Origin of the sequence: Arthrobacter sp. NPDC058127, from assembly GCF_042884555.1 — a bacterium.
In the GTDB taxonomy this organism is placed as follows: Bacteria; Actinomycetota; Actinomycetes; order Actinomycetales; family Micrococcaceae; genus Arthrobacter.
In genome coordinates this window covers 173,952-199,654 of record NZ_JBHVTT010000001.1, presented here as the reverse complement: position 1 = coordinate 199,654, position 25,703 = coordinate 173,952, and the positions used below count along the sequence as shown (strand labels likewise).

The 25,703-nt window shown below is 62.7% G+C and carries 26 protein-coding genes; 14 read left to right on the top strand and 12 right to left on the bottom strand.

Annotated features, from left to right (window positions below; genetic code table 11):
* Positions 1-127: 127 nt before the first annotated feature.
* The 3 genes from leuA to ACFVTG_RS00990 all read left to right on the top strand — a co-directional run bounded on the left by leuA (position 128) and on the right by ACFVTG_RS00990 (position 3,527).
* Positions 128-1,867, top strand: coding sequence for a 2-isopropylmalate synthase (gene leuA, locus ACFVTG_RS01000; protein WP_390277323.1), 1,740 nt, complete (start codon positions 128-130; stop codon positions 1,865-1,867).
* A gap of 68 nt (positions 1,868-1,935) precedes the next feature.
* A complete protein-coding gene (recO, locus tag ACFVTG_RS00995) occupies positions 1,936-2,706 on the top strand; it encodes a DNA repair protein RecO (protein WP_284752254.1) in 771 nt (256 codons plus the stop codon).
* Positions 2,707-2,708: 2 nt separating this feature from the next.
* Positions 2,709-3,527 (top strand): isoprenyl transferase, encoded by an 819-nt coding sequence (locus ACFVTG_RS00990; protein ID WP_390277321.1) that lies wholly within the window; start codon positions 2,709-2,711, stop codon positions 3,525-3,527.
* Between the two features lie 38 nt (positions 3,528-3,565).
* On the opposite strand, the gene ACFVTG_RS00985 is transcribed toward ACFVTG_RS00990, so the two are convergent.
* From ACFVTG_RS00985 to ACFVTG_RS00975, 3 genes are read right to left on the bottom strand one after another with little or no spacing between them, the layout of a single operon-like run.
* Positions 3,566-4,639: an alpha/beta hydrolase gene (locus ACFVTG_RS00985; protein WP_390277319.1), complete on the bottom strand. Its 1,074-nt coding sequence runs from the start codon at positions 4,637-4,639 to the stop codon at positions 3,566-3,568.
* Positions 4,636-5,682: an alpha/beta hydrolase gene (locus ACFVTG_RS00980; protein WP_390277317.1), complete on the bottom strand. Its 1,047-nt coding sequence runs from the start codon at positions 5,680-5,682 to the stop codon at positions 4,636-4,638. The genes ACFVTG_RS00985 and ACFVTG_RS00980 overlap by 4 nt, the downstream gene beginning before the upstream one ends.
* A gap of 9 nt (positions 5,683-5,691) precedes the next feature.
* The gene (locus tag ACFVTG_RS00975; protein WP_390277315.1) at positions 5,692-7,374 is read right to left on the bottom strand and encodes an FAD-binding dehydrogenase; all 1,683 of its coding nucleotides are present in this window, start codon (positions 7,372-7,374) and stop codon (positions 5,692-5,694) included.
* A 68-nt stretch (positions 7,375-7,442) separates the two neighbouring features.
* Here ACFVTG_RS00975 and ACFVTG_RS00970 point away from each other — a divergent pair, with 68 nt between their 5' ends.
* A complete protein-coding gene (locus tag ACFVTG_RS00970; RefSeq protein WP_390277313.1) occupies positions 7,443-8,510 on the top strand; it encodes a quinone-dependent dihydroorotate dehydrogenase in 1,068 nt (355 codons plus the stop codon).
* Positions 8,511-8,629: 119 nt separating this feature from the next.
* On the opposite strand, the gene ACFVTG_RS00965 is transcribed toward ACFVTG_RS00970, so the two are convergent.
* Complete coding sequence (locus ACFVTG_RS00965; protein WP_284752226.1) at positions 8,630-9,223, bottom strand: DUF3043 domain-containing protein; 594 nt, start codon at positions 9,221-9,223, stop codon at positions 8,630-8,632.
* Between the two features lie 121 nt (positions 9,224-9,344).
* On the opposite strand from ACFVTG_RS00965, the gene ACFVTG_RS00960 reads away from it, so the two are divergent.
* The 5 genes from ACFVTG_RS00960 to ACFVTG_RS00940 all read left to right on the top strand — a co-directional run bounded on the left by ACFVTG_RS00960 (position 9,345) and on the right by ACFVTG_RS00940 (position 14,510).
* The gene (locus ACFVTG_RS00960) at positions 9,345-10,772 is read left to right on the top strand and encodes a dipeptidase (RefSeq protein WP_390277310.1); all 1,428 of its coding nucleotides are present in this window, start codon (positions 9,345-9,347) and stop codon (positions 10,770-10,772) included.
* A 168-nt stretch (positions 10,773-10,940) separates the two neighbouring features.
* Positions 10,941-11,327 carry an iron-sulfur cluster assembly accessory protein gene (locus ACFVTG_RS00955; protein ID WP_059390004.1) on the top strand — a complete coding sequence of 129 codons (387 nt, stop codon included), beginning with the start codon at positions 10,941-10,943 and terminating at the stop codon, positions 11,325-11,327.
* Between the two features lie 183 nt (positions 11,328-11,510).
* Positions 11,511-12,383, top strand: coding sequence for a cytochrome c oxidase subunit II (gene coxB / locus ACFVTG_RS00950; protein WP_284752224.1), 873 nt, complete (start codon positions 11,511-11,513; stop codon positions 12,381-12,383).
* A 10-nt stretch (positions 12,384-12,393) separates the two neighbouring features.
* Positions 12,394-14,112, top strand: a complete 1,719-nt coding sequence (gene ctaD, locus ACFVTG_RS00945) for a cytochrome c oxidase subunit I (RefSeq protein ID WP_284752223.1) — start codon at positions 12,394-12,396, stop codon at positions 14,110-14,112.
* Positions 14,109-14,510, top strand: coding sequence for a cytochrome c oxidase subunit 4 (locus ACFVTG_RS00940; RefSeq protein ID WP_284752222.1), 402 nt, complete (start codon positions 14,109-14,111; stop codon positions 14,508-14,510). Before ctaD ends, ACFVTG_RS00940 begins: the two co-directional genes overlap by 4 nt.
* A gap of 117 nt (positions 14,511-14,627) precedes the next feature.
* Here ACFVTG_RS00940 and ACFVTG_RS00935 read toward each other — a convergent pair whose 3' ends face one another.
* Positions 14,628-14,921, bottom strand: coding sequence for an HPr family phosphocarrier protein (locus tag ACFVTG_RS00935; RefSeq protein ID WP_284752221.1), 294 nt, complete (start codon positions 14,919-14,921; stop codon positions 14,628-14,630).
* A gap of 141 nt (positions 14,922-15,062) precedes the next feature.
* Here ACFVTG_RS00935 and ACFVTG_RS00930 point away from each other — a divergent pair, with 141 nt between their 5' ends.
* The gene (locus ACFVTG_RS00930) at positions 15,063-15,878 is read left to right on the top strand and encodes a GntR family transcriptional regulator (protein ID WP_284752220.1); all 816 of its coding nucleotides are present in this window, start codon (positions 15,063-15,065) and stop codon (positions 15,876-15,878) included.
* A gap of 94 nt (positions 15,879-15,972) precedes the next feature.
* Here the strand turns inward: ACFVTG_RS00930 and ACFVTG_RS00925 are convergent, their stop codons facing one another.
* The 4 genes from ACFVTG_RS00925 to ACFVTG_RS00910 form a co-directional block, all read right to left on the bottom strand.
* Positions 15,973-17,646, bottom strand: a complete 1,674-nt coding sequence (locus ACFVTG_RS00925) for a cytochrome bc complex cytochrome b subunit (RefSeq protein ID WP_234749250.1) — start codon at positions 17,644-17,646, stop codon at positions 15,973-15,975.
* Entirely contained in the window at positions 17,624-18,694 is a 1,071-nt protein-coding gene (locus tag ACFVTG_RS00920; RefSeq protein WP_284752219.1) for a ubiquinol-cytochrome c reductase iron-sulfur subunit, read from the bottom strand. Before ACFVTG_RS00920 ends, ACFVTG_RS00925 begins: the two co-directional genes overlap by 23 nt.
* 99 nt (positions 18,695-18,793) lie before the next feature.
* Positions 18,794-19,582, bottom strand: coding sequence for a cytochrome c (locus tag ACFVTG_RS00915; RefSeq protein WP_284752218.1), 789 nt, complete (start codon positions 19,580-19,582; stop codon positions 18,794-18,796).
* An 88-nt stretch (positions 19,583-19,670) separates the two neighbouring features.
* Positions 19,671-20,309, bottom strand: a complete 639-nt coding sequence (locus ACFVTG_RS00910; protein ID WP_236810900.1) for a heme-copper oxidase subunit III — start codon at positions 20,307-20,309, stop codon at positions 19,671-19,673.
* 148 nt (positions 20,310-20,457) lie between these two features.
* Between ACFVTG_RS00910 and trpD the strand changes: the two genes are divergently transcribed.
* Positions 20,458-21,516: an anthranilate phosphoribosyltransferase gene (gene trpD / locus ACFVTG_RS00905; RefSeq protein ID WP_284752217.1), complete on the top strand. Its 1,059-nt coding sequence runs from the start codon at positions 20,458-20,460 to the stop codon at positions 21,514-21,516.
* Positions 21,517-21,539: 23 nt separating this feature from the next.
* On the opposite strand, the gene ACFVTG_RS00900 is transcribed toward trpD, so the two are convergent.
* Both ACFVTG_RS00900 and ACFVTG_RS00895 read right to left on the bottom strand, forming a co-directional pair.
* On the bottom strand, positions 21,540-21,821 hold the full coding sequence (locus tag ACFVTG_RS00900) for an Lrp/AsnC family transcriptional regulator (protein WP_078108932.1): 282 nt from the start codon (positions 21,819-21,821) through the stop codon (positions 21,540-21,542).
* A gap of 61 nt (positions 21,822-21,882) precedes the next feature.
* A complete protein-coding gene (locus ACFVTG_RS00895; protein WP_390277303.1) occupies positions 21,883-22,281 on the bottom strand; it encodes a DUF3054 domain-containing protein in 399 nt (132 codons plus the stop codon).
* Positions 22,282-22,401: 120 nt separating this feature from the next.
* On the opposite strand from ACFVTG_RS00895, the gene ACFVTG_RS00890 reads away from it, so the two are divergent.
* Both ACFVTG_RS00890 and ACFVTG_RS00885 read left to right on the top strand, forming a co-directional pair.
* A complete protein-coding gene (locus ACFVTG_RS00890) occupies positions 22,402-22,776 on the top strand; it encodes a VOC family protein (protein ID WP_284752215.1) in 375 nt (124 codons plus the stop codon).
* 154 nt (positions 22,777-22,930) lie between these two features.
* A complete protein-coding gene (locus ACFVTG_RS00885) occupies positions 22,931-23,350 on the top strand; it encodes a VOC family protein (protein WP_284752214.1) in 420 nt (139 codons plus the stop codon).
* Positions 23,351-23,409: 59 nt separating this feature from the next.
* Here the strand turns inward: ACFVTG_RS00885 and ACFVTG_RS00880 are convergent, their stop codons facing one another.
* The gene (locus tag ACFVTG_RS00880; RefSeq protein WP_390277299.1) at positions 23,410-24,936 is read right to left on the bottom strand and encodes an LCP family protein; all 1,527 of its coding nucleotides are present in this window, start codon (positions 24,934-24,936) and stop codon (positions 23,410-23,412) included.
* Between the two features lie 118 nt (positions 24,937-25,054).
* On the opposite strand from ACFVTG_RS00880, the gene ACFVTG_RS00875 reads away from it, so the two are divergent.
* Positions 25,055-25,687 carry a LysE family translocator gene (locus ACFVTG_RS00875; RefSeq protein ID WP_284752212.1) on the top strand — a complete coding sequence of 211 codons (633 nt, stop codon included), beginning with the start codon at positions 25,055-25,057 and terminating at the stop codon, positions 25,685-25,687.
* Positions 25,688-25,703: the final 16 nt, after the last annotated feature.

Sequence of the window (25,703 nt, the reverse complement as noted above, 5' to 3'; positions counted from 1 at the left end):
AGGAATGCTTCTCCTTAGCTGCCGCGGCGGGGCCTCGAAGGCGATCATTCGCTAGGCCAACCCTCGCTGCGGAGTTAGCTATGCCCGGCCAATCTTCCATCAAGATTAAGAGAAAAGGCCCAAAGTCATGCGCAACGCACAAAAGCCCTCCGGAATGCCCATTCACCGGTACCTGCCTTTCCAGGACCAGATCAATGTCGAGCTCCCGGACCGCACCTGGCCGGACAAGGTCATCACCAAGGCTCCGCGCTGGTGCGCCGTGGACCTCCGTGACGGCAACCAGGCCCTGATCGACCCTATGAGTCCGGCACGCAAGCTGAAAATGTTCCAGCTGCTGGTCAAGATGGGCTACAAGGAAATCGAAGTCGGCTTCCCCTCCGCTTCGCAAACAGATTTCGACTTCGTGCGGCAGCTCATCGAAGGCGGCCACATTCCGGATGACGTTTCCATCCAGGTCCTGACCCAGGCGCGTGAGCACCTGATTGAGCGCACCTACGAATCCCTCGTGGGCGCCAAGCAGGCCATCGTCCACCTGTACAACTCCACCTCGGTTCTGCAGCGCCGCGTCGTGTTCAACCAGGACGAGGACGGGATCCTGGACATCGCCCTCCAGGGTGCCCGTTTGTGCAAGAAGTACGAGGAAACCCTCACGGACACCCACATCACGTACGAGTACTCGCCGGAGTCCTTCACCGGAACCGAGCTCGAGTACGCAGCGCGTGTCTGCAACGCGATCGCAGACGTATTCGAAGCATCCGCGGACAAGCAGGTCATCATCAACCTGCCCGCCACCGTGGAAATGGCCACACCCAATGTCTACGCCGACTCCATCGAATGGATGCACCGTAACCTGCATCCGCGCGACGGCATCATCATTTCCCTCCACCCGCACAACGATCGCGGTACGGGCGTTGCCGCTGCGGAGTTGGGCTACCTGGCCGGCGCCGACCGAATCGAAGGCTGCTTGTTCGGCAACGGCGAGCGTACCGGCAACGTGGACCTTGTCACCTTGGGACTGAACATGTTCGTCCAAGGCGTGGATCCGATGATCGACTTCTCGGACATCGACGAAGTCCGCCGGACCGTGGAGTACTGCAACCAGCTGCCCGTTCCCGAACGTTCCCCCTACGGCGGCGATCTGGTGTTCACAGCGTTCTCCGGTTCGCACCAGGACGCCATCAAGAAGGGTTTCGAAGCCCTCGAAAAGGACGCTGCCGCCGCCGGCAAGGCCGTGGACGACTTCACGTGGCAGGTTCCGTACCTGCCGATCGATCCCAAGGACCTCGGCCGCAGCTACGAGGCCGTCATCCGCGTCAATTCACAGTCCGGCAAGGGCGGTGTGGCGTACCTGCTCAAGAACGAGCACAGCCTGGACCTGCCGCGCCGGGCACAAATCGAATTCTCCGGCGTCATCCAGCACCGCACCGACACCGTGGGCGGCGAGGTCAGCGGCGCCCAGCTGTGGGCCATGTTCCAGGACGAGTACCTGCCGGCCAGCACGGCGGATGGACAGTGGGGTCGCTACTCTCTGGGTTCCATCCGCACCGAAACCGATGAGTCCGGCGAGCTCACCCTGCATGCGGCCCTGCGTGTTGACGGCACGGTAGTCCAGCGAACCGGCACGGGCAACGGACCGATCGCGGCCATGCTGGACATCTTGCGCCAAGACGGCGTGGACGTCCGCGTCCTGGACTACACGGAACATGCATTGTCCGAAGGTGGCAGCGCCACCGCCGCGGCTTATGTGGAATGCGCCGTTGGCGAGCGGGTCCTCTGGGGAGTCGGTATCGACCCCAACACGAGCACCGCGGCACTCAAGGCAGTCATCTCCGCCGTCAACCGTGCCATCAGGGCCGTCCGGGCGTAGCCATTTGCCGTGCGGCGCCGTCAACACGGCGCCGCACGGCTTCGCTGGACCCGAGAAGGCCCGGCGTGGTGCGAAGATTAACTGTGGCCAATCCTTCGTCGTTTGCAGCGCGCTCCTATCGGGACGATGCCGTGGTGCTGCGCACCCACAAGCTGGGCGAAGCGGACCGCATCATCACTTTGCTGACAAAGCACCACGGACAAGTAAGGGCAGTTGCCAAGGGCGTACGGCGTACCAGTAGCCGGTTCGGGGCCAGGCTGGAGCCGTTCATGGTGGCCGACCTGCAACTCGTTTCCGGCCGCACCCTGGACATCGTCACCCAGGCCGTCGCTAAAGGAGCCTACGGGAGCTCGATTGCTGCCGATTACTCCCGCTACACGGTCGCTGCCGCCATGACGGAAACGGCAGAAAAACTGACAGACGCCGACGCCGATTCGGGAACCGCCCAATACAACCTGCTTGTCGGGGCTCTTGCCGCGTTGAGCCGTTCCGACCATCCTCCGGAACTCATCCTCGATTCCTACCTGCTCCGTGCGTTGGCAACCGGCGGTTGGGCGCCCAGTTTCACGGATTGCGCCCGCTGCGGGGCGAGCGGTCCGCACTCAGCCTTCTCCGCTCCCTTGGGTGGAATGATCTGCAACGACTGCCGTCCGCCCGGTTCGCCGGCACCCGCACCCGAGACCGTCGTCTTACTGGGTGCGCTGCTGACGGGGGACTGGGCTGTTGCCGACATGTCCGAGTCCTTGCACCGCCGCGAGGCCGCCGGATTGGTGGCGAGTTACCTGCAATGGCATCTTGAACGAGCATTGAAGTCCCTCAAACATGTGGAGCGAAGCTGAAAGTGGCACTGGGAAAAAAGAAGACGGCAACGGCGCGGACCACCCCGGTGAGGGCCCCCTACCACCATCCCTCGGGCGCCAGGCCGCCGGCCATCCCTGCAGAACTGATACCGCGGCACGTGGCCATCGTCATGGACGGCAACGGCCGCTGGGCGAACCAACGAGGCCTCCCGCGCATCGAAGGTCACAAGGCGGGGGAGCCGGCCCTGCTGGATGTGATGGCGGGCGCGATCGAACTGGGCATCAAGTACGTCAGTGTCTACGCTTTCTCCACCGAAAACTGGCGCCGTTCTCCTGAGGAAGTGCGCTTCCTCATGGGATTTAACAAGGATGTGCTGCGTCGGCAGCGCAACCAGCTTGATGAATGGGGAGTGCGGATCCGCTGGGCAGGACGGAGGCCCAAGCTGTGGGGCTCCGTCATCAAGGAGCTGGAAGACGCCGAGGAGTACACGCGCGGCAACGACACCTGCACCTTGACCATGTGTGTCAACTACGGCGGCCGCGCCGAAATCGCCGATGCCGTCGCCGCGATTGCCCAGGATGTTGCTGACGGCCGCCTGAAACCCGGCTCCGTCACCGAGAAGACCATCCAGAGGTACCTCGATGAACCGGACCTTCCGGATGTGGACCTGTTCCTGCGAAGCTCCGGCGAGCAGCGGCTCTCGAACTTCCTCTTGTGGCAATCCGCCTACGCGGAATTCGTCTTCATGGACACGCTGTGGCCCGACGTCGACCGCCGGACTTTGTGGGACGCCGTCGAGATCTATGCCAAACGGGACCGCCGCTACGGGGGCGCGGTAGACGCTGCGGCACCCCGCTGACCGCGGTACCGAATTAGCACAAGCGTGCTGCGAACCGCTCAGTCCGGGTAGGAAGCCAACCAGATAGCTACGTCCCGGTAGGCCTGCTGTCGGATGGTACGCCTTGACAGGAATACATCGTGAAGGGCGCCCGGATAGCGGAATACCGCTGTCCGGCGGCCAAGGCCCAGCGCCCGGCGGGCCGTCTGCTCTACGTCAATCACGGCGTCGACGCGCATGAGCTCCGCGGTCCATTCGGCCTGGATCCGGGTCCGGCCGGAAAGCAGCACGAGCACCGGGGCGTCGATATTGAGTTTGCGTTCGACGGCGGCGTGCCCCGCGAGGACTGCCTTTGTCCACCCTGCACGGATCGGGAAGGAAGCCCGGGGCCTCCATTCCGGATCGAGGGTCCATTCGCCGTGGGCCAGGTTGCTCACGCTTTCCCAGTAGGCCGGCATCTCAGGGAAACGAAAGGGTCGTTTGGGGTCGGTACGCGCAAATGGTTCCACCAGACGCATCGCCATGCTGCGGATCAGGCTGCTGCCCTGGAGCTCCAGCCACGGCGAATTCAACGTCAGCGTGGCAATGCGGCCGGGGTTCCGGTCAGCCCACAACGCCGCGATCAGGCCGCCGAGCGAGTGGGCCAGGAGGTGGACGGTGGGTGCCTCCGCGCTACCCGTCAGCTCGGCAACATCCTGCTGGATGGCACGCAGGGCGGCGTCAAGGTCTTCGTCATAGACCGTGAGGTCGGTGGTGTAGCCGGGAGTCTGGCCGGGCCGCAGGCTCCGCCCGAACTTGCGCAGGTCAAGGGCATAGAAATGGAATCCTGAGGCGCCGAGAAACTCGGCCAGCTCCGTCTGCATGAAGTAGTCCGCCCAGCCGTGGATGTACAGCACCACCCTCGGCGGCCCCTGGGTGACGGGAACGTCGTGCCGGCGTCGCCGTCGAGTGAATGCGGTCAAGGCATCCAGGAGCCCGTGCGGCACTGACGGTGCGGCCACCTGGCGGATGTGTCGGACGAGGGTGGCGCAGACGGGACCCTCCTCGTCCGGTGGAAGTTCCAGCTCCAAGGCCTCGAATCCACCGCCCAGGAAGTCGTGTTGCCAGACCGGCACCCCGAGTTCAGTCGTCATGGCGTTTCCCCCGCTTGTCCCAGCTCACGGTCCGCCGGAGGTTCAGGCCGTGGCCCGTTGGTGATGTATCCGTGAATCCAACGCGCAAGCCTGTCATAGGCATCGGCGCGCACCGGGCCGGCCGACAGGAAGACATCGTGGAGGCCGCCGTCCACCCTTTCCAGGGTGACGGTCCGGCCAAGGGTCATGGCCCGGACTGCCATGGTGTTGACGTCCAGGACGGCGTCCGAGTGCCGCATGGACTCTTGCCAGACCATGCCGTTGGCGCTCGCTCCGGAAATCAAAACCAGGATCGGGATATCTATTCTCAGCCCCCGGGCTACCCTCGTGTGGCCGCTGAGGACCGCACTGAGCCAACCGGCCCGCATGGGAAAGGCCAAAGGCGGGCGGTATTTTTCGTCGACGAGCCATTCGCCTTCGGCCGAGCTGCTGATGCTGCGGAAATAGAAGCCGCGTTCGGGCAAGCGCAGGATGGTGGTGGGCCGGAACCGTGCGAGGGGCTTCACCATGGTCTGCGCGGCACGGCGGACCATGGAACTTCCATGCATTTCAAGCCACGGGCTATTCAGGACGAGGTACTGGACCGAGCCGGGGTGGCCACTGACCCACAACGCGGCCACGAGGCCCCCGGTGGAATGCCCCATGAGGGTCAACGAGCCGGGCTCCTGACTACGCTGGTCCGCGGAACGGATCATATCGATGGCTTTGCTGATTTCGGCGTCGTAGTCGTTCAGGTGCTCGACGTAACCGCCAGGCCTATCCGCTTGCAGGCTGCGGCCGTGGTTGTGCATGTCCAACGCGTAGAAATGGAAGCCTTGACCCGTCCAAAACTCCGCCAGGGCGACGTTGAAAAAGTAGTCGCTCCATCCGTGCAGGAACAGGACCGAACGGTTGGCCGGCGCGGGAAAACCACCGGGGCTGTCCGCGCCTTGGCGCGGGACATGGCGGACCAGCGTTGCGCGCCGGACAACTCCATCAGGTCCGGCCGCCTCGAATGCGCAACTTTCGAAGTCCGCACCGAGGATATCGGTCTGCCACTCCATGGGAACAGCTTAGACACTCGCCGCGGCATCGCGCCCGGCTGCGCGTCCGGAGAACAGGCACCCGCCAAGGAAGGTTCCTTCCAACGCCCGGTAGCCGTGGATGCCTCCTCCGCCGAAGCCGGCGGCCTCGCCCGCCGCGTACAGTCCGGGGACGGGAGCTCCGGAATCGTCAAGCACGCGTGAACGAAGGTCCGTTTGAAGTCCGCCCAGGCTCTTGCGCGTCAGGACGGAGAGGCGAACGGCCAGGAGCGGACCGTGTTCCGGGTCGGTGAGCCGGTGCGGAGGGGCCACCCGCATGATCTTGTCGGTGGCGAAACGCCGCGCCGCCCGGATCGCGGCGAGCTGCGGATCCTTGCCCAGTCCGCTCGCCACCTGCAGGTCCCGATCGTGGATGAGTGAATCGAGCCGGGCAGGATCTATCAGGGCCGAGCCTGTCAGCGAGTTCATTTTCGCAGCGAGCTCCGCGGCCGTTTCGGCTTGCAGGAAATCCACGCCGCGGTCCAGGAAGAGACGCAATGGAGAATCGCTGCCGGGATTGAGCCTGGAAACAAGGAGCCTGATGTCCTTGCCGGTGAGGTCCGGGTTCTGTTCCGACCCCGACAGGGCGAATTCCTTCAGAGCGATGGTGCGGTTGCACACGAACCACGAATGTCCGTGTCCGCTCGCCAGGATATGCCGGAGGGCGCCCAACGAATCGAAGCCCGGAAAGAGTGGGGCGGGCAACTGCCGGCCTGTCGCGTCAATCCACAGCGACGACGGACCGGGCAGTATGCGGATGCCGTGCGAAGGCCACACGGGGGAGTGGTTGTGGATGCCTTCGGGGTAGTGCCACATGCGGTCGCCATTGATGAGCCTTCCACCAGCGGCAGCAGCGGCGGCGAGGAACTCGCCGTCGACGGATGCCGGTACACCGCTCAGCATGTGTTCCGGCGCACGGCCGTCCGGCCATTGCCTCCGCACCATGGTGTGGTTCCCGCCGATTCCGCCGGTGGTCACGATGGTCGCTCCTGCGGTCGCCTCAAAGCGCCCGACGACGGTCCTTGGCGATGCTTCGCCGCGTCCGGCTCCGGACGCCTCGAGGATCTCGCCGACGACCCCGGTGACGCGGCCCGCCGTCGTCGTAATTTCCGTGGCGCGATGCCGGAAATGGAGGGATATCCTTCCGCGGGCCACACCCTCGTTCACTTTTGCCAGGAACGGTTGCACGACGCCGGGTCCCGTGCCCCACGTGACGTGGAACCGCGGGACCGTGTTGCCGTGGCCTTGGGGACCATAGCCGCCGCGTTCGGCCCACTGCACGAGTGGAAAGATCCGCACGCCAAGGGAGTTGAGCCAGCGGCGCTTCTCGCCGGCGGCAAAATCCACGTAGGCTTCCGCCCACCGCCGGGCCCAGTAGTCTTCCGGCCGGTCAAAAGCCGCGGACGCCAGCCAGTCGCTCAAGGCGAGCTCGGGGCTGTCCCTGACGCCCAGCCTCCGCTGCTCGGGAGAGTCGACCAGGAACAAGCCGCCGAAAGACCAATGTGCCTGGCCGCCCACGGAGGCGGAGGGTTCCTGGTCCAGGACAGCAACCCGTTTGCCGTCGGCGTAGGCTTGGGCCGCGGCGACCAGTCCCGACAGTCCCGCCCCAATGACGACGACATCGGCTTCAATAGTTGCCTTGGAGTGAACTCCATCACGCGGATTGCTCGGCATTGGTACATGCTACCGTCCGGTAACCGCCCTGGTTTGGTGCGCGACCCGTAAACCGGAAAACTAGGACCATGCGCGTTTACCCCACATTCTTCAAGTTGGCCTTCTCCTGGATGGATGCCGAAAAGGCCCACAAGATCGGCTTCCAGGCGATCCGCTTTGCACACAGCTCAGGAGCAGGACGCGTTCTGGCCAAAATGACGGCCCCGCACCCCTCCCTGCGCACGGAGGCTTTCGGGCTGACGTTTCCGTCGCCCTTCGGTCTTGCGGCCGGTTTCGATAAAGAGGGCCACGGAATCGAAGCCCTCGCTGAGTTGGGCTTCGGCCACGTGGAGGTAGGTACGATCACCGGCCAGGCACAGCCCGGAAATGAGAAGCCACGGCTTTTCCGCCTGATCGAGGACAAGGCCGTGATCAACCGCATGGGCTTCAACAACGACGGCGCGGCGGCCGTGGCCCCGCGGCTCAAGGCCGCCCGGGCGGCGTTGCAGCGGGCGCACTCAGGCGTTCGTCCCGTGATCGGAGTCAACATCGGCAAGACCAAGGTTGTCGAGCTCGACGACGCAGTTGAGGACTACTTGGTCAGCGCCCGCAGCCTGGCACCCGCCGCCGACTACCTGGTAGTCAACGTCAGCTCGCCCAACACTCCGGGATTGCGCCTGCTCCAGAACGTCGAAACACTTCGCCCGCTCTTGCGCGCCGTAGGCGACGCCGCGGACGAATCCGCCGGCCGCCATGTGCCGCTGCTCGTCAAGATCGCACCGGATCTGAGTGACGAAGACATTGACGACGTCGCCCGCCTCGCCTTGGACCTCAAGCTCGACGGGATCATTGCCACAAACACCACCATCGGCCGGGAAGGCCTGGTTTCCGATCCGGGCAAAGTGGACGCGTGCGGCGCCGGCGGACTCTCCGGTGCACCGCTCAAGGAGCGTTCGCTCGAGGTATTGCGCCGCCTGAAGGCCGCTGTGGGGGAGGGGCTCGTGCTCATCGCCGTCGGCGGTGTGCAGTCTGCCGCGGACGTCCAGGAGCGGCTCGACGCCGGAGCAACCCTCGTGCAGGGCTATACGGCGTTCCTGTACGAAGGTCCGTTCTGGGCCGCCGGCATCAACAGAGCCCTCGCGAAGCGTCGCCGCTAAACAGGGAGCCGACGGCCGGGCACCTGAACCGCCACGTGCGGACAATCAAAAAGACCCTGGAACAGCTGTTCCAGGGTCTTTTTGATTCGTCGGACTCGTGTTCTTGGCGATGGGGGGACTTAAGCGGGGTACTGGCCTCGCTGCACCTGCGGCTTCGGCAGGCGCAGGCGGCGGAATTGCAGGGAACGCATGCTGCCGTACCAGACGGTGCCACGCTCGACGTCGCCGAACTTCTGCGTCAAGCCCTTGCGCAACTTGCGGGAGAGTACGAACACATCCGCGAAGACCGCGAGGAACATGACCCAGAACCCGATCAGGATGTAGCTGAGGACGTCGCTTCCCGCAGGAATGATGAAGGAGATGACCACGAACAGCAGGGCACCGAACATCAGGTACTCACCCAGGCTGAAACGGGCATCTACATAGTCGCGCGCAAAACGCTTCTGGGGTCCCTTGTCCCGCAGCGGCAAGTATTTTTCATCGCCGGTGTCCAGGGCCTGGCGCATTTTCTGGCGCTGGTCCTGCATGGCGATGCGCTCGGCTTCTTTCGAGGCCTTGCGGTCCGTCGGCACCAGGGGGCGCTTGCGGGCTGCTTCCTGCTCCTTGCGCTTGGGCGTGGGAGCGCCCTTGCCGGCGCCTTTCACGAGGGCTTCGGCGGCAAGCTGGTCTATTGAGTCCTGAGCGCTCGGCTCATCCTTTTTACGTCCAAACACCACTACAGAATACCCCGCACGAACCGCGCCAAAGTCGACGTGACGTGCCGCCCTCCGATAGCGCCCGCCACGCCGCCCGGTCCGGTTCCCCAGCACCACTCCCGGCGGTAGTCTTTTCGCCATGACTTCAATGAATGCGGAGATCCCGCAGACCCTTTCCGGCGGCTCCAGCACAATCAATGTTGATGCGCTCAAGTCCTCGATCGATGCTTCTTTTGACGAGACCATGGCTCGTTTGAAAGACCTGGTCGCTATCCCGGGGATCGCCTGGCCAAGCTTTGACCCGGCGGAACTGGAGCGGAGCGCCGAGGCTGTTGCGGCGCTGGTCCGTGAGTCGGGCTTCCGCGACGTACAGATCCTGCGCTGTGACAAGGCCGACGGGACTCCCGGGGGCCCCGCTATCGTTGCTCGCCGCGTTGCCGCGCCAGGCAAAGCAACGATCCTCCTCTACGCGCACCACGATGTGCAACCGCCGGGCGACGTGACCTTGTGGGACACCGAGCCTTTCGTCGCCGAGGAACGCGACGGCCGCCTTTATGGCCGTGGCGCAGCCGACGACAAAGCGGGAATCATGGCCCATCTGGCTTCCTACGCCGCGGTAACACAGGTACTGGGAGACGATTTCGGCCTCGGGGTCACCTTGTTCTTCGAGGGCGAAGAAGAGGCCGGCTCGCCGACGTTCCGCACGTTCCTCGAAACACACCGCGAGCTCCTCGAAGCGAACGTCATCGTTGTGGCGGATTCAAGCAACTGGAAGGTCGGCGTTCCCGCGCTGACAACAAGCCTCCGCGGCTTGGTGGACGGCACCTTCGAAGTGCGGGTCCTTGATCACGCCGTGCACTCCGGCATGTTCGGTGGTCCGGTACTGGATGCGCCGACCCTGCTGTCCCGCCTCATCGCTACCCTTCACGACGACGACGGCAACGTGGCCATCGAGGGCCTGGTGGCCAGGGACGACGTCGTTGAGGACGTGGACGAGGAACAGTACCGCGCCGACGCCTCCGTGCTCGACGGCGTGCGGCTCGCCGGCAGCGGCAGCATCGCTTCGAGGCTCTGGACCAAGCCCGCCTTGTCCATCATCGGCATCGACGCACCCGCCGTCGACGTCGCATCCAACACCCTGCTCCCCTCCGCGCGGGCCAAGTTCAGCCTGCGCTTGGCTCCCGGGCAAGATCCCGATGCCGCCATGGACGCAGTGGGGAGGCACCTGGAGGCGAACGCGCCCTTCGGGGCGAAGGTGACGTTTGTGCCGGGGGAGCGCGGCAATGCCTTCTCCACCGACACTGGATCGGCGGCGGCCCGGATCGCGATGTGGGCCCTGGGCGAAGCCTGGGGTGTGCCCGCCGTTGAGATGGGGATCGGCGGATCCATACCGTTCATCGCGGACCTGACGGAAACCTATCCCGATGTCCAGATCCTGGTGACTGGTGTCGAGGACCCGGATTCACGGGCCCACAGCGCCAACGAATCGCTTCACATCGGAGATTTCCGCAACGCCGTTCTGGCAGAAGCACTGATGCTGGCCCGGCTGAACTCGGAAGGCGCCTGAGCCCACACCCGCATTGACCGGGAACAACGTAAGGGTCCGGCCGGTTACGTTAGGAGTTATAGCTATGCGCTGGCTGGACGTAGCATGTAGCTATAACCCGCACGTATTTGGGTAAGGGCAGGCAGCGCGAAGGCGCAGCCGCCAAGAGCGTCATAAGAAGGTAGGCCAATGAGCACTGCAACCAACGAAAACAGCACCGGAGCGCAGCTCGCAGGCGGCGAGCTTCCTGAGCACGAGGTCAAGTTGACCGATGTCGCCGCAGGTAAAGTCCGGAGCCTTCTCGAACAAGAAGGCCGCACGGACTTGCGGCTCCGCGTCGCTGTTCAGCCGGGCGGCTGCTCGGGCCTGATCTACCAGCTCTACTTCGACGAGCGCCTGCTCGACGGCGACGCCGTCCGCGACTACGACGGCGTCGAAGTGGTTGTCGACAAGATGAGCGTGCCTTACCTGAGCGGTGCCAGCATCGACTTCGAGGACACCATCTCGAAGCAGGGCTTCACCATCGACAACCCTAACGCCGGCGGGTCTTGCGCCTGCGGCGATTCGTTCCACTAAACCCGGGCATTCGCAGACTGTTGGCCCAGTTCAGGAACGGGTTGAACCCGTGCCGACGCACTGGGCCAGCATGTCAGCGAAAACCGCTCGGTAGCGGTAAGCTCTACATCGGGTAGTAAAACTTTAGTGTGCCCGGTGGGCTTTCGGCCTGCCGGGCTGCAGCAACAAGAGGAAGGGCCGTCTGTGAGTTCGCAGAACCGAACCGGCAGCCGACGCATAAAGATCACCTCGATCACTGGCTTGGCACTAGCCGGCGCGTTGGTTTTGACCGGATGTTCACCAGAGGTAGAAAAAGGCTGGTTGCCCACGGAACGTGGAACCACCAGCAACACCGATCGGATCATGGACCTCTGGGTCAACTCATGGATCGCCGCCCTCGCCGTGGGCATTATTACTTGGGGCCTGCTGGTCTGGTGCATCATCGCCTACCGCCGCCGCAAGGGCACCACGGGTTTCCCGAAGCAGCTTAGCTACAACCTCCCTCTGGAGGTCTTTTATTTGACCATTCCGCTGTTCATGGTGCTGGTGTTCTTCTACTTCACCGACCAGGACCAGCGAGCAATCGATGATCGTTCCCAGCCAGCCGACGTCACCATTGACGTCCGCGGCAAGCAGTGGGCTTGGGACTTCAACTATGTGAAGGGCTCGGTCATCTCCGAAGACCTTCACGAGGCCGGCGTCCAGGCGCACCTCACGGGCAACAACGTGGACAAGGACAAGCTCCCCACCTTGTACCTGCCGGTCAACAAGTCGGTTGACCTGGAATTGAACTCCCGTGACGTCATTCACTCTTTCTGGGTACCCGCCTTCCTTCAGAAGCGCGACATGATCCCCGGCAAGACCAACTACATCAGGTTGACCCCCACCAAGGAGGGAACCTATGACGGCAAGTGCGCCGAACTTTGCGGTGAATACCACTCAGAGATGCTGTTCCGAGTGAAGGTCGTTTCCGAGGCTGAGTTCCAGGCTCACATGGACCAGCTTCGCCAGAGCGGCAACACCGGTCTTCTCGATTCGAAGTACGACCGCAACCCGAACCTGAACGCAAAGAATTAAGGGAAGCGACGTGGCTACTTACACTCAATCCGCCGGGGTCCTCGACGCTCCGGTAGTACCGAAATCCAAGGGACGCATCGTCGTCAACTGGATCACCTCCACTGACCACAAGACCATCGGGTACATGTACCTGATCGCGTCCTTCGTGTTCTTCTGCCTGGGCGGTGTCATGGCGCTGCTGATCCGTGCCGAGCTCTTCGAGCCCGGCATGCAGATCCTGCAGACCAAGGAACAGTACAACCAGCTGTTTACGATGCACGGCACCGTGATGCTGCTGATGTTTGCGACGCCCCTCTTCGCAGGGTTCGCGAACGTCATCATGCCGCTTCAGATCGGTGCCCCCGACGTTGCCTTCCCGCGACTGAACGCACTGGCTTTCTGGTTCTTCCTCTTCGGTTCCACCATCGCGGTGTCCGGCTTCATCACCCCGCAGGGTGCCGCCTCCTTCGGCTGGTTCGCCTATGCCCCCTTGTCGGACACGACATTCACCCCGGGCGTGGGTGGAGACCTTTGGGTCTTCGGCCTGGCATTGTCCGGTTTCGGAACCATCCTCGGTGCCGTGAACTTCATTACCACCATCATCTGCATGCGCGCTCCCGGCATGACGATGTGGCGCATGCCGATCTTCACCTGGAACACCCTCGTGACGGCAATCCTGGTTCTCATGGCCTTCCCGCCGCTCGCCGCCGCGCTCTTCGCCCTCGGCGCAGACCGCCGCTTCGGAGCCCACATCTTCGATCCGGAGAACGGCGGAGCTGTCTTGTGGCAGCACCTGTTCTGGTTCTTCGGCCACCCCGAGGTCTACATCATTGCGCTGCCGTTCTTTGGCATCGTCTCTGAGATCTTCCCGGTATTCAGCCGCAAGCCGATCTTCGGCTACAAGGGCCTGGTCTACGCGACCATTGCCATCGCTGCCCTGTCTGTTACTGTCTGGGCCCACCACATGTACGTCACTGGATCGGTACTGCTGCCGTTCTTCTCCTTCATGACGATGCTGATCGCGGTACCCACCGGCGTGAAGTTCTTCAACTGGATCGGTACGTTGTGGCAGGGCTCGATTACCTTCGAGACGCCTATGCTCTGGAGCATCGGCTTCCTGGTCACCTTCCTCTTCGGCGGCCTGACCGGCATCATCCTGGCCTCCCCGCCGCTTGACTTCCACGTTTCAGACTCCTACTTCGTCGTAGCGCACTTCCACTATGTGGTCTTCGGAACTGTCGTGTTCGCCATGTTCGCGGGCTTCTACTTCTGGTGGCCCAAGTGGACCGGCAAGATGCTCAACGAACGCCTCGGCAAGATCCACTTCTGGCTCCTGTTCCTGGGCTTCCACGGCACCTTCCTGATCCAGCACTGGCTCGGCGTCGAGGGCATGCCCCGCCGCTACGCGGACTACATGCCGCAGGACGGCTTCACCTGGATGAACCAGTTCTCCACCATTTCATCCTTCGTGCTGGGCGCTTCACTCCTGCCGTTCTTCTGGAACGTCTACATCACGTGGCGCAGCAACAAGAAGGTGGAAGTGGACGATCCCTGGGGCTTCGGCGCTTCGCTCGAGTGGGCCACATCCTGCCCGCCGCCGCGGCACAACTTCACCTCGCTGCCGCGCATCCGTTCCGAACGTCCTGCCTTGGACCTCCACCACCCGGAACTCGCTCAGCACCACACTGCGCTGAGCCCTGAGCCGGCAGCAAAGGTGCTCGGCAACGCTGATCAGAAGGACGCCAAGTGAAAATCGAATCATGGATCTTTGGAGCCGGGACCTTCTTCTTCGTCCCCGTCGCACTGGCCTACGGTTTCCTGACCCACTGGTCTGAGTGGGTTGGAACCCTGGGCATTCTCCTGGTCGGTGGCCTGGCAGGCATGATCGGCGGCTACCTCGGGTTCACTGGCAAGCGAGTCGGCATGCGCCCGGAAGACCGTGCGGATGCTGAGATCCACGAAGGCGCCGGCGAGCAGGGACACTTCAGCCCCTGGAGCTGGTGGCCGCTGGTCCTCGGTCTGGCTTGCGCCGGTGGCTTCCTTGGCCTCGCCGTGGGTTTCTGGATCACCTTTGTCGCCGCGGGCCTGGCCCTCGTTGCCTTGGTCGGTTGGGTCTTCGAATACAGCCGTGGAGACCACGCGCACTAGAAGTACCTGAATACGACGTCGGGCCCCACCAAATTGGTGGGGCCCGACGTCGTTGTTGTTAAGGATGATGACCGAAAGCTACCCCCGGGGGAGGCCCGGCTCGTCGGCATTGCCCGCTCACTGACCTTCTACGGCCTCCAGGACGGCCGAAAGCGCGGCCAAGGCATCGTTGACCTCATCAAGCGTGAGACCAGCTTGTAGCGCTTCTCCGGAGACCGAGAGGACCACCTCGCAACCGTGGCCGAAATCTTCGGTCATGACCTCGAGCAAAGAACGCGCATCCACTGCTTGCTGGCCGGGCTTGCGGATCGTCACCGGAAGGCCTGTGGCTGTCACAGCCCGCACGAACACGGCGGCAGCACGTGCGTGGAGGCCGATCTCTGCGGCGACGATGGCTTTGTGCTCGGGCAAACCGGCTCCTTTGACTCGGACGGCCGAAATGCCGACTGCGATTTTGATCCCTACAAGCCTAGCGCCGCCACGCGACGGCAACGTTCGCAGCGCTCAGCTGGTCTAGACCTGCCGGTGGATTCGCCTACGCTTAATCCATGAATGATTTTGTGGCCGGAGTCCGTCGTGCCAGCTGAGGCAGCACGTATCGCGGGGGAGATCGACCGCAAGAGCGGCACTCCCATCTACGTTCAGCTGCGCGAGATCCTGCGCAGCTATATCTCCGAGTCCTGCAAGCCCGGTGCGGCATTGCCTTCGGAGCGGGACTTGTCCGAACGCTTCGGACTTGCCAGGATGACGGTGCGGCAGGCCATTGATGCCCTCGTCGGCGAGGAAGTCATTGAACGGGTGGTTGGACTGGGAACTTTCGTCCGCAAACCGAAGCTGGACCTCCAAGTGAAGCTCACGTCGTACAGCGAGGAAATGCAACGGCGCGGCATGGTTCCGGCAGCCAAGGTCCTGAGCTTTGAACAAATCGCGGCGAGTGCCTTCCTGGCGAGGGAACTCCAGCTGGAGGAAGGGACGCCGTTGGTCCGCTTCAGACGGCTCCTGCTCGCCGACAACGAACCCATGAGCGTGGACGAGAACTTCATCCCCGCCCATCGCGTGCCAGGTCTTTTGGACGAGGCGCCTCCCACCTCCTTGTACAACGTGCTGAGTGAGAAGTACGGACTGGTGATGGAGTGGGGAGAGGACATGATCGAAGCGACGGCAGCATCGCCATCGACAGCGCGGCTGTTGAACGTGGATGTCGGTACGCCGTTGCTCAAGATTCAGCGCCACGCTTTCGTTGCCCGCGCCATGGTGGACTACTCCGTGTCCTACTATCGGGCCGATCGGTACAAGTTGTGGGTCCCGTTGCAGCGCCCGGGCGTTCGCTCCACCCGAAGCCAATCCACGGGGTACCGCACCCACTAACTCAAAGCGTCCAGGGCCGCCCGCCTGAAAGCCCGAACAACGAGAGAAGGCCCCGTCCGCGTGGACGGGGCCTTCTCTGTGCTCTCTGCGGGAGCTAGTGGCTCAGGCTCTTGTGCTCTTCGCCGGACTCGATGGCCTCATGGTGGCCGTGTCCGTGAGCCGCTTCAAGCTCGGCCGGTGTTGCCGGAGCAACACGGTCTTCGAAGAACCACTTGGACAATGCCGCGCGGCGCTTCTCCTTCGGGGTGACCACACCGTGCTCGTTCGGCTCGGCCGGCAACGGGGAAGGCGACTCGAAGCCTACAAGCTTGTAGTGCTTGTAGTCGTCGAGGGGTGCGTGTACCTCGATGAACTCACCGTGCGGCAGGCGCACGATGCGGCCGGTTTCGCGGCCGTGCAAGGCAATTTCGCGGTCCTTGCGCTGGAGCGCAAGGGCCACGCGCTTGGTCACCATGAACGCAATGATCGGGCCGATGAAGAACAGCGTACGCAGCCAGTACGTGACGTCGTTCAGGGCAACGTGGAAGTGCGTCGCGATGAGGTCCGAGCCGGCAGCGGCCCACATGACGCAGTACCAGGTAAAGCCTGCGACGCCAATGGCGGTACGTGTGGGAGCGTTACGCGGACGGTCGAGCACGTGGTGCTCGCGGTTGTCCTTGGTGATCCAGCGTTCGATCCACGGGTACATGAACAGCACCGTGAAAATGATGCCTGCGGGAACCAATGCGGGCAGCAGCACATTCAGCGTCAGCACATGGCCGAAGATGATGTATTCGAAGTGGAAGTCGTTGACAACACCAGGCATGAGTCGCAGGGCGCCGTCGACGAAGCCGATGTACCAGTCGGGCTGGGTACCGGCCGACACTGGGGAGGGGTCGTACGGTCCGTAGTTCCAGATCGGGTTGATAGTGAACATCGCGGCCATGAGCGCGACGACACCGAACACGATGAAGAAGAAGCCACCGGCCTTTGCGGCGTAAACCGGTCCCAAGGGGTAACCGACGACGTTGCCGTCGTTGCGACCCGGGCCGGGGTACTGCGTGTGCTTGTGCACAACCACCATGAAGAGGTGGATGACGATCATCAGCAGAATCATGGCCGGGACCAGCAGGATGTGCAGCACGTACAGGCGGCCGATGATGGCCGTACCCGGGAACTCGCCACCGAAGAGGAAGAACGAGATATACGTACCGATCACCGGGATGGACTTGATAACACCATCGATGATTCGCAGGCCGTTACCGGAGAGAAGGTCATCGGGAAGCGAGTATCCCGTGAAGCCTTCAGCCATGGCCAGGATGAGCAGGACGCCGCCCACCACCCAGTTCATTTCACGAGGCTTGCGGAAAGCACCCGTGAAGAACACACGCAGCATGTGGACGCCAAGCGATGCCACGAAGAGCAAAGCCGCCCAGTGGTGGACCTGGCGGAAGAACAAGCCACCGCGAATGTCGAAGGAAATGTTCAGCGACGAGTTGTACGCGACCGACATTTCGACGTTGGTCAGCGGCGTGTAAGAACCCGTGTAGTGGGTCTCGGCCATCGACGGGTCAAAGAAGAACGTCAGGAAGGTACCCGACATGAGGAGAATGACGAAGGAATACAGCGCCACCTCACCGAACATGAAGGACCAGTGGTCGGGGAAGACCTTGCGGCCGAATTCACGCAGGATTCCGGATCCGCCGACGCGCTCGTCAACGAAGTCCGTGATCCGGCCAACCTTGGTTTTGGGTACGAAGGGGACTTCAGCTGTTGATGAGGCGCTCATGCTCGTCACGCTCCCAGTAACTCGGTCCTACAGGTTCTTTGAAATCGCTCGTGGCTACGAGGTAGCCCTCAGCGTCTACCGCGATGGGCAGCTGGGGGAGCGGACGGCTGGCGGGGCCGAAGATAACCTTGCATTCCTTGGTGAGGTCGAAGGTTGACTGGTGGCACGGGCACAGCAGGTGGTGCGTTTGCTGCTCATAAAGGGCAACGGGGCAGCCGACGTGGGTGCAGATCTTGGAGTAGGCAACGATTCCGTTGTAGCTCCAGGTTTCGCGGCCCTTGGAAATCGTCAGGTCATCCGGGTTGAGGCGCATGAGCAAAACGACGGCCTTGGCCTTCGCGTTGAGCTTGCCCTCCTGGAGTTCGTTGAGGCCTTCCGGGATCACGTGGAACGCAGAACCAATGGTAACGTCCGATGCCTTGATCGGAGTTCCGTCGGGGTCGCGGGTGAGGCGCTTGAGCTTGCCGTCCTGGGGAGCCCACATGGTGTGAGCGAGGGTGTTGTCCGGGCGGGGACCAAGGTCACCGAATACTGCCAAGGCCGGGAGGGGCGCCAGCGCCACGGCACCCAGAAGGGTGTTGCGGATCAGCGGGCGACGCTTGATGCCGGTTTCCTCGACGATGTCCTCGACGATTCGCACGGCTGCCTGGCGGTCTTCCTCGGTACGGATGGCGTGGCGCTCTTCCGATACCTCGTGGTCCGGCATGAGGGCCTTGGCCCAGTGCACGATGCCCGTGCCGATGCCAAGCATCGCGAATGCGGTGCCAAGGCCGAGCAACAGGTTCTGGGTGCGGATCGTTGCGATCGTGGAGTCTTGCCCAAGATCGATGGCAAAGTACGACACCAGGAAGATCACCGTGCCGATGACGGAGATGCCAAACAGTATGGCTACCTGTCGCTCGGCTCGCTTAGCGGCTCGCGGGTCCGTGTCAGCCAGGCGCAAACGGTGCGGAGGAAGCCCAGGATCCTGGAACTTCTCCACAACATTCTGACCAGCCGTAGCTACGGTGCCCGAGTGGTTCGGACTGCCGTCACTATGGTTGCCCATAATTCGCCTCATCCTTCTCTCGTTGTCCCGGCCGTAACCGGGTTAATGTTCAATTCAAAACTGCTGTGGGGACAGCAGAAGTTCTTGTAGTGCGCTGGCCTAGGACGTACGGGACGTCAGCCAGATGGTGAAGGCGATGATGACGCCGAGGCCTGCAACCCAGACGAAGAGACCTTCGGATACCGGACCCAGGCCTCCGAGGTCGTTTCCACCCGGCGAGCCGTTGGTTTCGATCTTCTTCAGGAAGGTGATGATGTCGCGCTTGCCTTCAGGAGAGATGTTGGCGTCGTTGAAGACGGGCATGTTCTGCGGACCAGTGGCCATGGCTTCATAGATGTGCTGGCCTGAGACTCCAGCCAGGGCCGGAGCGAACTTTCCACGGGTCAAGGCACCGCCGGCGGCTGCGGCGTTGTGGCACATCGCGCAGTTGACGCGGAAGAGTTCGCCACCCTTGGCGGCATCTCCGTTTTCGTCGAGCAGCGATGCATCGGGAATTGACGGGCCAGCGCCGAGCGAGGCGACGTAGGCTGCCAGCTGCTGGGTTTGCTGGTCGTTGAACTGCCTCGGCTTTTCCTGGGCCTGGGGTCCGTTCATCTGCATGGGCATACGGCCGGTGCCAACCTGGAAGTCAACTGCAGCAGCACCCACACCGACCAGCGAGGGGCCGTCCTTGGTTCCGCTGGCGCCCATGCCGTGGCAGGTGGCGCAGTTGGCGGCGAAGAGCTTGCCGCCTTCCTGGGCGTCGCTTGCGCTGAAGGTAGTGGTGTCTGCCTTCGCCTGGTTGACCGTTGTGGCAACGGCGTAGAGCCCACCAGTGACGAGGAGTCCCATCAGCAGCAGCGCAATGGCTGCCAGTGGATGACGTCGCTTCTGCGAGAGTGCCTTCACGTGGTGGTTCCTTTTTTCGATCCTGCGTCGGCTCCGCGAGCCGCTTCTTTAAAATTCATCCTCTTGTGGAACAAGAGTCGGTGCCGGGCTACTTCAGTACGTAGATGACCAGGAAGAGGCCGATCCACACAACATCCACGAAGTGCCAGTAGTACGAGGTGACGATTGCCGAGGTCGCTTCAAAGTGCCCGAACTTCTTGGCGGCGTATGCGCGCCCAATGATGAACAGGAAGGCGATGAGGCCGCCAATGACGTGGAGGCCGTGGAAGCCGGTTGTCATGTAGAACGCGGAACCGTAGGCATTGGCCGAGAGCGTAACGTGCTCGGACACAAGCATTGCGTATTCGGTGGTCTGGCCGGCAACGAAGAAGGAGCCCATGATGAACGTCAGGATGAACCATTCGTTCATGCCCCAGCGGGTGAACTGCAGAACACCACCTCGACGGCGCGGCTCAAGTCGCTCGGCGGCGAAGACGCCCATCTGGCAAGTGAAGGAACTTGACACAAGAACGATCGTGTTTACAAGCGCAAACGGGAAGTTGAGCTTGCCGGTTTCTTCCGCCCACAGCGCGCCCGACGTGGAGCGCAGCGTGAAGTACATGGCGAAGAGACCGGCGAAGAACATCAACTCACTGGAAAGCCACACAACGGTTCCAACGGAAACCAAATTGGGGCGATTCAGCGTCGGGTGCGCCGGGGTACTGGGGGCATGGGTCGCAGATGTCACAAGGACATTATGTCTGTAAAAGTCCGGACTTCCCAATGCGAACCGCCATTTGGGGAGACTTTTTCTACAAACACGCGAATTCGCGCGGAAAAGTTCCCGACGTCCTTAGCATTGGTCACGGAGCAGGGTGGATCGCTAGCATCAAGTGGTGACTTCACAGGCATCTGCAGAGCAGGCAAGCAACTCGTGGCCCGGACTCATCTCCGCATTGATCGACGGGCATGACCTCTCGGTCGGGAACACGGCATGGGCCATGAACACGATCATGTCCGGGGAGGCCGCCCCTTCCCAGATTGCCGGTTTCCTGGTGGCCCTGCGCGCCAAAGGGGAGACGGTGGATGAAGTCACCGGACTGGTCGAGGCGATGCTCTCCAACGCCAAACCTGTGAGCATTCCGGGCGAAAAGCTTGACATTGTGGGAACCGGCGGCGATCGCCTCAACACGGTCAACATCTCGACGATGGCTGCCCTTGTGGCGGCGGGGGCGGGTGCGCGCGTCGTAAAGCACGGCAACCGGGCGGCATCGTCGTCGTCGGGCTCGGCCGACGTCCTGGAAGCCTTGGGCGTGAGGCTCGACTTGCCGATCGAGCGCGTAGCCCGCAACGCCGAGGAGGCGGGGATCACTTTTTGCTTCGCCCAGGTATTCCACCCGTCATTCCGGCATACCGGCGTGGTGCGGGCGGAACTTGGCATTGCCACGGCGTTCAATTTCCTGGGACCGATGACCAACCCGGCCCATGTCCAGGCTTCAGCCGTGGGTGTTGCCAACGCCACCATGGCTCCGTTGATCGCCGGGGTCCTGGCTCGGCGAGGGAGCCGCGGACTGGTGTTCCGCGGGGAAGACGGCCTTGATGAACTCACCACCACAGGTCCATCCACGGTGTGGGAAATCAGGAACGGGCACGTCACGGAGCAGCGGTTCTCGCCGGTGGATCTTGGGATCGCTGCGGCGACCGTCGCCGATCTTCGAGGCGGCAACGCCGAGGCGAATGCCGCCGTCGTGCGCGAAGTACTTGAGGGGAAGCCGGGCCCGGTCCGCGATGCCGTGTTGCTCAACGCCGCCGCAGGCTTGGTGGCCTTCGACACTGCCGCAGACGGATCGTTCCTGGAACGAATGAAGTCAGCTTGGCTGCGGGCTGCGGAATCGATCGATTCCGGAGCGGCTACCCGGGTCCTTGACACGTGGGTCGGACTCACCCAAAGGTAGGCAAAGCGCCAGGATGCCGGCGGTTACTGCTCGAAGCCGAGCGAAAACGCGGCATCCAGATCATGCTGTGAGTACGCGCGGAAGGCGATGTGCGTGGTGGTGTGAACCACTGCGGGAACCTTGGAGAGTTTGTCGGCAATGACGTCCGCCAATTCCTCATGCTTCGCCACTCGCGCCACGGCAATAAGGTCCCATTCCCCTGTGACGGAGTAGACCTCGCTGATCCCTTGGATGGCGGAGATCTCCTCGGCCGTCTCCGGGATGCGTGAAGCGTCAGTCTTGATCAGGACAAAAGCGGTGATCACTGGGGGCGGCCTTTCCGAAGTGCAGCAGTGGACGTAGCAAGCCTAGTGCATCGGCGGGTGCTTAGGACCGGCGGGTCCGGCGGCGGACCCGCACCACGAGGGCGATCACAGAACGGTAGCCAAGCAGCAGTATCGCCAAGCTGATGAGAGCGACAATGATGAACGCTAGTACTACTGTCTGTCCGGTAGCCGCACGCAAAAGCATGCCCCCGGCCACGGTTGCAAGCCACACGGCGACGCCTGCCGGCCACGTCTGGAAGGGTGCCCGCCAGACCTTCACGGTGAGCCATCCGATCGCGGCGCCGGCAAGAAACGGCCAGGCCGTGGCAAAGACCCCTGTCAGAATGTCAGCACGCTGGTGTGCGTCGCGGCCGATGGCAGCGAAAACAAGAATGAGAATGGCGTCGGCCAATCCGGCGATGAGGGCAGTGCGGACCAGGGCGGGTTTTGCAGCAGGCATGGACACGACACTATCCCGCACTGATGCCGAACTCGAACCGGCACATCTTGAACCAGCAACGTGGACCGCGGAAGATATGGCTACCGAAGTTGAGGTGACGCCAATCCCCGGAGGTACAACATGAGGTTAATCCAGGTTGCCCAGCGGGCAGTGGACCTCGACCGTGCAGCGGCGTTCTACTCCCGGCTGCTGGGCAGCGGGCCAAGCGGAAGATTCGATCCGCCCGGCCTGCTCTTCTTCGATCTCGACGGCGTCCGGCTTCTCCTCGATCGCGGCGCTCCGGCGTCGCTGATCTACCTTGACGTAGTCAATCTCCAGGTCGCTGTTGACGAACTCCGCGCCTCAGGGACAAAGATCATCCAGGAACCACAATTGGTCTACAGTCACGTCGACGGGAGCCTCGGACCAGCTGGAACCGATGAATGGATGGCCTTCGTCGAAGACAGCGAGGGCAACACCGTAGGCCTCGTCGGACGGGAGACGAGCGGCAGCTAGGAAGCGGGCGGCCGCCGTCGGGCAGGACACACGACAGCGGCTGAGAGCGCCCTCCGGGCGCCGGACAAATTGCCTGTGGATGGTCCCGTCCGGCGCTGTTAGCATGACGAAAAGGTAGCCGATCGCGCTGCCCCAAACACTGAGGAGCCACGTAATGACCACGAACCTCAACCCGTACATCAGCTTTCGGGACAACGCCAAGGAGGCGATGGCCTTCTACCAGTCGGTCTTCGGAGGCGAGCTGACTCAAAGCACTTTCGCGGAGTTCCACGCGAGCGAAGACCCCGCCGAAAGCGACAAGATCATGCACTCGGCACTCAAAACAGACAACGGACTGCTGCTCATGGCCGCAGACACCCCCAACAGCATGGACTACAACCCGGGAAACAACATCTCGGTGTCACTCAGCGGCGAGGACGAAGCGGAACTCCGCGGCTACTGGGACGGACTGGCCGACGGCGGGACTGTCACCGTGCCGATGGAGAAGGCACCCTGGGGAGACATCTTCGGGATGCTGACTGATAAGTTCGGCATTGCCTGGCTAGTCAACGTTTCGGGGGAGCAGCCTCAGTAGTACAAACAGAAAGCGCCCTCCGCCCCGCAATGGGGGACGGAGGGCGCTCTGTCTTCCGGCTATCCGACCGGGTTGGTCGTCTGGCAGGTCTGGTCTTGGGCGGTCTGGGCAACTACATCGTTGGGCTTGGGGGCCGGAAGCGTCGGCTTGTTGCCACTGGCGAAGTCTTGCCCGGCGTAGAGCTGGACCCCCTGGACGCTGGCGACCTGCTGCACGCTCGTCGCAGGCAAACCGAACATTGCGGCGACGTCCGCGGCAACGTCGGCAAAGCCTGCACCGTAGTAGACCATGGTTTGTGCCCTGGCGTCGGCTTGGATCCTGGACAGCTTCGTGAATCCGCCGGCGGAGAGAATCGATCCGATCTCCTGGCTTCTGCCGGTCACGCCCGTTCCATTCGCGACGGTGATCGGTTGAAGCGACTTGTCGTATCCGGCTTTCGGGGCTTCCGTGGATGGAGCAGGGGACGCCGCGGCGCTTGGTGCGGGCTGGCTGAGGTCGGGGCTCTTGGTCAGGGCAGCAAAGAAGTTGCTTGCAGCAGGCTGGTCGAGGTCGAGCCGGTTGGGATCGGACGCCGCCGGGACGTTGGGCACAGTGATGAAGTTGACCTTGGCCGGGTCAATGTTCTTGAGCCTGCCCGCGATGGTCAACAGGGCCGGAACCGAGGCAAGACCGTTGTCGACGGTGAGGTTCTTCGTAACTGTATCGGCGATGCTCAGCATCTTCTGGGGGTTTCCGAGCGTTCCGTCGGCCTTGAGCTTCCGTACGAGGGAACCGAGGAACGATTGCTGCGCCTTGATTCGTCCGAGGTCTCCGCCGTCGGAAAATGCATGGCGGGTGCGCAGGAAAGCCAGGGCCTGGTCGCCTTCCACCTGCGAGGTGCCCTTGGGCAAATGCAGTCCGGAATCGGGGTCGTTGACTGCAGTGCTCACGCAGACATCGACGCCGCCGACGGCCTTGGATAGTTCGGTCACGGCGTTGAAGTCGGCCATCATGAAGTGGTCAACCTCCAAACCCGTGAGCTTGTTGACGGTGTCAACTGCGCAGCCGATGCCAGCCTCGGCCATCGCACTGTTGATCATGGCATTTTGCCGTTCGGGGTATTGCTTGCCGGTTTTGTTGTCGGTACAAGCCGGTACGTCGACCAACAAGTCCCGGGGGAAACTGATGACGTTGACATGGTTGTTGTCCGCGGAAATATCCAGCAACATCATGACGTCCGATTGGCCGTAGCCCGAAGATTGGTCGGTCGTGCCGAACTGCCCGTTCTTCCCGCTCCTGGTATCGGTACCCAGAACGAGGATTTGAAGCCGGTCCTTGCTGTCGTCCACCGGTCCTTCCGTCCTGACGCCTCCGGCGCCGAGTGCGGATGATGAGATGTTGGACTGAAGGCGCCACACCCAATACCCTCCAAACGCGATGACTGCGATCAGCAAGACAGCCACTGCGGCGCTGGTGATTTTGAACCAGCGGGGCGAACGGCGGAAGCTGAACCGCCGGCTGCGGGCAGCCAGCTTTCCCTGGCCCGGGTAGGCAACAGGGGGTGACTGACCCGGCTCCGGGCTGGGTGCATCGTGGCGAGTGACCAAAAGGGAACTACCTCTCCAGGGGAAATACGGACCGCCCTATTGTAGCTGTGGGCTCTGGGAAGGTTCCGTGAGGCCCGCGGCGCCCAGTGCAGATACCGCGCAATGATTCAATGGGAGCATGACTCTGAGTTCACTTGCGGCGTTTGTTGGGTTGTGCGTGATTTTGGCCCTCACTCCGGGTCCTGACTCGTTCCTCGTCTTGAGGTACAGCCTGTCAAACGTCAAGGCCGGCCTCTCAGCGGGTCTCGGCTCCTCGCTCGGCAGCATCTTTTGGGCAGGGCTTGTCGGCATTGGATTGGCGGCGCTTCTGGAACAGTCGGCCGAGGCCTACCGGGTAGTGAAGATCATTGGTGGCTTGTACCTGATCTACCTGGGGATCAGCGCCTTTATCCACAGCCGGCGCGGCCAGTCCACCCACCAGGAAGAAGACGTCCCGGGGACGGGCCCCAAACTGCGCTCGAGCTTCTTCGCGGGACTTGTATCGTGCATGCTCAACCCCAAAGTCGGCCTGTTTTTCCTCGCGGTTGTGCCCCAGTTCCTACCTCCGGGGGAAGCGTCGCTTGGACTGACGATGATGCTCGGAGTCATCGACTTCGCAATTTCGATGCTCTACCTCGGAGTCCTGTCCTTGGTGGCGACCAAGGCCGTTCTCTGGCTGAAGAGACCATCTGTCACGAAAGCGCTCGAACGGACGTCTGCCGCGATCCTCACGGCACTTGGCTTGGGGACTGCGGTTTCGGCAAACAGCTGAAGGGGATGACGCAGGT

Coding starts and splice junctions, on each gene's coding strand:
- ACFVTG_RS00885 (WP_284752214.1), top strand. CDS start 22,931: ATGACCACGAACCTCAACCCGTACATCAGCTTTCGGGACAACGCCAAG.
- ACFVTG_RS00895 (WP_390277303.1), bottom strand. CDS start 22,281: ATGCCTGCTGCAAAACCCGCCCTGGTCCGCACTGCCCTCATCGCCGGA.
- ACFVTG_RS00930 (WP_284752220.1), top strand. CDS start 15,063: ATGATTTTGTGGCCGGAGTCCGTCGTGCCAGCTGAGGCAGCACGTATC.
- ACFVTG_RS00920 (WP_284752219.1), bottom strand. CDS start 18,694: ATGGGCAACCATAGTGACGGCAGTCCGAACCACTCGGGCACCGTAGCT.
- ACFVTG_RS00960 (WP_390277310.1), top strand. CDS start 9,345: ATGACTTCAATGAATGCGGAGATCCCGCAGACCCTTTCCGGCGGCTCC.
- ACFVTG_RS00890 (WP_284752215.1), top strand. CDS start 22,402: ATGAGGTTAATCCAGGTTGCCCAGCGGGCAGTGGACCTCGACCGTGCA.
- ACFVTG_RS00980 (WP_390277317.1), bottom strand. CDS start 5,682: ATGGAGTGGCAGACCGATATCCTCGGTGCGGACTTCGAAAGTTGCGCA.
- ACFVTG_RS00985 (WP_390277319.1), bottom strand. CDS start 4,639: ATGACGACTGAACTCGGGGTGCCGGTCTGGCAACACGACTTCCTGGGC.
- ACFVTG_RS00925 (WP_234749250.1), bottom strand. CDS start 17,646: ATGAGCGCCTCATCAACAGCTGAAGTCCCCTTCGTACCCAAAACCAAG.
- ACFVTG_RS00875 (WP_284752212.1), top strand. CDS start 25,055: ATGACTCTGAGTTCACTTGCGGCGTTTGTTGGGTTGTGCGTGATTTTG.
- ACFVTG_RS00975 (WP_390277315.1), bottom strand. CDS start 7,374: ATGCCGAGCAATCCGCGTGATGGAGTTCACTCCAAGGCAACTATTGAA.
- ACFVTG_RS00955 (WP_059390004.1), top strand. CDS start 10,941: ATGAGCACTGCAACCAACGAAAACAGCACCGGAGCGCAGCTCGCAGGC.
- leuA (WP_390277323.1), top strand. CDS start 128: ATGCGCAACGCACAAAAGCCCTCCGGAATGCCCATTCACCGGTACCTG.
- ACFVTG_RS00970 (WP_390277313.1), top strand. CDS start 7,443: ATGCGCGTTTACCCCACATTCTTCAAGTTGGCCTTCTCCTGGATGGAT.